Annotated in this window: 4 protein-coding genes and 1 pseudogene; 2 read left to right on the forward strand and 3 right to left on the reverse strand. The window is 63.8% G+C overall.

Features of this window, described 5'->3' with window-relative positions; genetic code table 11:
- On the reverse strand, positions 1 to 1,079 hold a 1,079-nt coding region (locus ACIQ17_RS30275), incomplete at its 3' end, for an ABC transporter substrate-binding protein (protein WP_398473165.1).
- A 263-nt stretch (positions 1,080 to 1,342) separates the two neighbouring features.
- On the reverse strand, positions 1,343 to 1,708 hold the full coding sequence (locus tag ACIQ17_RS30280) for a DUF1304 domain-containing protein (protein ID WP_398473169.1): 366 nt from the start codon (positions 1,706 to 1,708) through the stop codon (positions 1,343 to 1,345).
- A gap of 140 nt (positions 1,709 to 1,848) precedes the next feature.
- Here ACIQ17_RS30280 and ACIQ17_RS30285 point away from each other — a divergent pair, with 140 nt between their 5' ends.
- Entirely contained in the window at positions 1,849 to 3,030 is a 1,182-nt protein-coding gene (locus ACIQ17_RS30285) for an ATP-binding protein (protein WP_398473166.1), read from the forward strand.
- A gap of 139 nt (positions 3,031 to 3,169) precedes the next feature.
- On the opposite strand, the gene ACIQ17_RS30290 is transcribed toward ACIQ17_RS30285, so the two are convergent.
- The gene (locus tag ACIQ17_RS30290; protein WP_398473168.1) at positions 3,170 to 4,885 is read right to left on the reverse strand and encodes a putative bifunctional diguanylate cyclase/phosphodiesterase; all 1,716 of its coding nucleotides are present in this window, start codon (positions 4,883 to 4,885) and stop codon (positions 3,170 to 3,172) included.
- A gap of 234 nt (positions 4,886 to 5,119) precedes the next feature.
- On the opposite strand from ACIQ17_RS30290, the pseudogene ACIQ17_RS30295 reads away from it, so the two are divergent.
- Positions 5,120 to 5,365 (forward strand): annotated as a pseudogene (locus tag ACIQ17_RS30295) (hypothetical protein); the annotation flags it as partial.

A 5,365-nucleotide genomic window follows, 5' to 3' on the forward strand; every position in this document is an offset into this window, starting at 1 on the left:
AGATTGGACAGGCTGGTGGCCTGCTTCATCACATTCGCCCGCGTGAGATCGTCGCCGCAGCGCTTCAGGACTTCCACCATCAGCTGGGCATTGCCGTAGCCATAGGTGTTGAAGTTCGAGTTCTTGTCGCCCTCGGGATAGTATTTTTCCATGAAGGCCAGATAGCGCTTCATGCCGGCATCGTCCTTCCATTGCGGATCGAGCGGGTCCTTGCCGTAATTGGTCGAGATCAGGCCCTTTGCATTCTCCAGTCCCGCCGGCACCAGCACCGCGCCCACCGATGTCGCATTGATGTCGACGATGTGGATCGGCTTCCAGCCCAAGTCGGCCACCTTCTTGATCGCCTGGGCGGCGAATTTCGGCGTCGAGGCGTTGAACAGCAGATCGGCGCCGGAGGATTTCAGTTTCACGATCTGAGAGTCGATGGTGGGGTCGGCGAGTTCGTAGCTCGCATCCGACACGATCATCGATGCCGCCTTGTCGCCGAGCCCGGCCTTCATGCCGGTGAGATAGTCGCGGCCGAGATCGTCATTCTGCCAGAGGATGGCGATCTTGGCGTTCGGATGGTTCTTCAGAATGTACTTTGCGTAGATCCGGCCCTCGGTCTGGTAGTTGGGATTGTAGCCCATGGTCCAGGGGAAATTTTTCGGATCGGTGAAGCGGGTGGCGCCAGTGGCGGCGAACAGCTGCGGCACGCCCTTGGTGTTGAGATATTTCTGCACGCCGGCATTGGAGGGCGTGCCGATGATCTGGAAGGTGAGCAGGACCTCGTCGGACTCCACCAGCTTGCGCACCTGCTCCACCGCCTTGGGCGGCGAATAGGCGTCGTCATACTGGATCAGGTTGATCTTGCGGCCATTGATGCCGCCGGTCTCGTTGATCATTTTGAAATAGGCGGCCTGGGTCTTGGCGATGGACGAATAGGCCGAGGCGGGGCCGGAGAACGGCACGGTCTGGCCGATCTTGATCTCGGTGTCACTGGCGCCGGGATCGTATTTCTTCTGGGCGGATGCGGGGGAGATGGTGAGCGCGGTGGCCAGCAAACACGCGGCGACCGAATGAACGAGCGTGGCTCTCATGTCGTTGCCTTCCCTGATGTGTCATCGACGGTCTTCCCGGTCGGGGCGCCGTCGTTGTGCAGGAGTGTGAGGGAAGGTTGTGGGATTGGCAAGATGAACGCGGAGGCACTCCGTCCCTCATGGTGAGGAGCGGCCACAGGCCGCGTCTCGAACCATGAGATGGCCAAGCTCGGAGCTTGCGGCCATCCCCAGCGAATGGCTTTGCCATTCGCAAGGAGACGCCGCTGCGCGGCTCCTCAGGATGAGGGGAGAGTAGGTGGCTGCTATCGCGCCAGCCACAGCACCAGCAGCGCCAGCGCCGCCGGCACCGCCTGCACATACAGAATCCGCTTGCTCACGCTCAGGGCGCCGTAGACGCCGGCCACGATCACGCACAGCAGGAAGAACGCTTTGATCTGGAACGCGAAGGCTGGCGCGGAATGCAGCAGGCCCCAAATCAGGCCGGCGGCGAGGAAGCCGTTATAGAGGCCCTGATTGGCGGCCAGCACCGCGGTGACCTCGGCCTTTTCCGGCGTGTTCTTGAAGGTCTTCAGGCCCTGCGGCTTCTGCCAGAGAAACATCTCGAGAATGAGAAAGTAGATGTGCAGCAGCGCCACCAGCGCGGTCAGTCCGTTACCCAGCAGTGTCATGGCGATTCCCCCGGTCATGATCCCCTTGGTCCATGGCTGTAGCATGCTGCCCTTGGTCGCAGTAGCCACCTGCCACGGATCATTGTTGTGGCCGCACGCGCAGCCAGCCTATAACGGGTGATTGCCATTGAGTTTTTCCCGTGACCGTGCTGCCTCCCGCTTTCGAGACCGACATTGCCGCCGTCCAGCAGATCGAGGCCGTGCCAAAGATCCTCGAAGTGGTGTGCCGCACCACCGGGATGCGCTTTGCCGCGGTGGCGCGGGTCACAGACAGCCGCTGGATCTGCTGCGCGGTGCGCGACGAGATCGCCTTTGGCCTGGCGCCCGGCGGCGAGCTGAAGGTCGAGACGACGCTGTGCCACGAGATCCGCCAGCATCGCGAGCCGGTGGTGATCGACCATGTGGCCAAGGATACCGTCTACTGCAATCATCACACGCCGGCGCTCTACGGGCTGCAGAGCTATATCTCGATGCCGATCTTCCTCGCCGATGGCAGCTTCTTCGGCACGCTCTGCGCCATCGATCCCGCGCCGCATGTGCTGAACACGCCGGAAACGCTCGGCATGTTCAAGCTGTTCGCCGAGCTGATCGCGTTCCATCTCAATGCGGCCGACAAGCTTGCGGTGAGCGAGGCGGATCTCACGAACGAGCGCAAGACCGCGGAGCTGCGCGAGCAGTTCATCGCGGTGCTCGGCCATGACCTGCGCAATCCGCTGGCCTCGATCGCCGCGGTGGCGCGGCGGTTTCGCAAGGCGGCGCTGAGCGAGGAGGAATTCGGTTATCTCGACCTGATGCAGAACAGCGTGCGCCGGATGGCCGGGCTGATCGACAATGTGCTGGATTTCGCCCGCGGAAGGCTAGGCGACGGGCTGACGCTGACGCGCACCGCGCAGGATCTCGCGCCGGTGCTGCAGCAGGTGGTGGGCGAGCTGCAGGCCCATGCGCCCGGCCGGCAGATCGATCTGGTGCTCGATCTCAAGCGGCCGGTGGATTGCGATCCCGCTCGGATCGGGCAGCTGTTGTCGAACCTGCTCGGCAATGCGCTGGCTTACGGCGTTCCCGCCCGGCCGATCACGGTGAGTGCGCAGACCGGGCTGCAGCAGTTCGAATTGTCTGTGACCAATCACGGCGCGCCGATTCCGCCGGAAATTCTAGGCAAGCTGTTCCAACCATTTTCGCGCGGCGCCGGGCAGGACAAGCAGGAAGGGTTGGGGCTCGGGCTCTATATCGCGTCGCAAATCGCGCGCGCCCATGGCGGGATGCTGAGCGCAACATCGACGGTGGACGAGACGCGGTTCGTGCTGCGGATGCCGCTGGGGTGACGCTGACGCGGAGCCGTAGGATGGGTAGAGCGTAGGCGCGGAGCGCCGGAGCGAAACCCATCATTCCGTCGATGCGGCAGGCTCCGCCGATGGGTTTCGCTGCGCTCTACCCATCCTACGGCCTCAGCGCGGCGGCGGATTACGCTTCGCTCATCCGCCCTACGGCTTCGGCGCCTTTCAGCCACGGCCGCGCCGACGAGGCCAGCCCTGTCAATCGGCCCTGGATATAGTTGCAGCCCCAGTCGTGCAGCATCTGCGCGCTCGTCTCGTCCTGGACCCATTCGGCCACGGTCTGGATTTCCAGCCGGCGACAGAGATCGATCAGCGTCTGCACGAAGGCGCGGTCATCGGCGGAGTGCGCGATGTTCTGCACGAAGGCGCCGTCGATCTTGACGATGTCCACGGCCAGCTTGCGCAGGTTGCGGAACGAGGTGTAGCCGGCGCCGAAATCGTCGATGGCGATACGGCTGCCGAGCGCCTTCAGGCGATTGACGAAGCCGCGGATGTCGTCGAGATCGTGGATCGCCACGGTCTCGGTGATCTCCACGATCAGCCGCTGGGCGACGCCGGGATGCGCGCGCATCAGGGATTCGATGGTCGCCAGCCAGTCCGGGTCCATCGCGGTCGCCGGCGAGATGTTGAGCGAGAGCTGCACGTCCGGCGTCTCGGCGAGCTCGGTGATGACGAGTTCGAGCACGCGGTGATCGACCAGGCGGATCAGGCCGAGGCGCTCGGCGACCGGCACGATGTCCGGCGCGAGCAGCAATTGCCCGTCGTCCTGCTTCATGCGCACCAGCGCTTCATAGAAAGCGGGCTTGCTGCGATCGGCATGCACCACCGGCTCGAAGGCGCAGACGATGCGGCGCTCGTTCAGCGCGGTGACGATCTCGTCGGTGACGCGGATATTGACGCGGCGCTGGGCGTCGCGCTCCACATTCGGCCGCCACAGATTGAAGCTGCCGCGGCGGCGGCGTTTTGCGGCGTCGAGCGCTTCCTGGGCGCGGTTGACGGCTTCATTGACGTCGCGGCCATAGCGCGGAACGCTGACCGCGCCGATGGTGGCGGTGACCGAGACCGGGCCGGACTTGGTCGGGATGACCTCGTCGCGAATGCCGGCGAGAAAACGCTCGGCCGCGATATTGGCATCGTCGGCGGTGCAGTTCTTCAGCACCAGGCCGAATTTGTTGCCGGAGAAACGCCCCATGATGTCGCCGCCGCGCAGCCGCACGCGAATGCGCTGGGCGAGATCGGCGATGACATCGTCGGCGACATCGAAGCCGAAGGCATCATTGATGCGGCCGAGATGATCGATGGCGATCAGCATGAAGGCGAAACTGGCGCGGAAGCGGGTGGCTTCCTCGATGGACTCGGCAAGTGCCGCCAGCAGATGCGTGCGATTGAGCTCGCCGGTGACGGGATCGCGCTGCGAGAGTTTGAGCAGCTGCTCGTCATGGGCATGGCGCTCATTGTTGATGCGCACGATGCCTTCGACGCGGAGCGGGCGACCGTCACTGCCGGTGCGGACGCTGCCATTTTCCTCCACCCATACCAGCGGCGCGGTGGTGGAGGCGCGCACACCGTAATCGATGCGATAGGTGCCGCCGGATTGCAGCGCAGCCACCAGCGCTTCGCTACGTACGGCGCGATGCGGCTCGATCAGTGCGGCAAAGTCGCTGCCGCGGGCGAGGGTGTTGGCGGGAATGTCGCTGAAGATCGCGGTGGCCGGCGCGGTCCAGGTGATGGCGTCGCTGCCGATGTCCCAGATGAAGGCGGCCTGGCCGAGACGCGCCAGAATCTCTGCTTCGGAGAAGCCGGACTGCGGCACCGGGACATGTTCAGGTGGGGCGGATGTCAAATGTCGCCTCGTTTCGGGACGCCGTTCGCGTGATTCGTGCCACGACAATACGGTCTCAGTGCTGAAAAAAGTTAGTCCAACTTCTTAAACAATGGAGAAATCGTAGCTATCTCGCAGGTTTGCGCAAGACCCGCGCAAGCCGATACAACTGTGGAGAGCAGCGGCACGGCTCTTGCGACATAGGTACTTGAGGGACCACCCTCGTCCTGATTTGAGACGCGAGCCCGTTTAACCATGTCGATCACGGCGACCAGCCGAGTATCCCCGACCACGTCGCATCCGATGCGGCGCGCGGGCGATATCGTGATCGAGCGGGAGACCGCTCCGGGCGACACGCGTGCGATCACACCGACGGAGCCGGTGACGCGTGCAATCCCGGCATCGCTGCGCAGTGTGCGGCCTGATCCATCCTTCATCACCCATCTGATCGCGACGGCCGAGCAGGTGCCGCAGACGCGGACGTTACGGCGTGCTGAAATC

It is taken from the genome of Tardiphaga sp. (genome assembly GCF_044340795.1).
In the GTDB taxonomy this organism is placed as follows: domain Bacteria; phylum Pseudomonadota; class Alphaproteobacteria; order Rhizobiales; family Xanthobacteraceae; genus Tardiphaga.

Bases quoted from the DNA above. Each gene is read 5' to 3' on its own strand.
- ACIQ17_RS30280 (WP_398473169.1), bottom strand. From the start codon at position 1,708: ATGACACTGCTGGGTAACGGACTGACCGCGCTGGTGGCGCTGCTGCAC.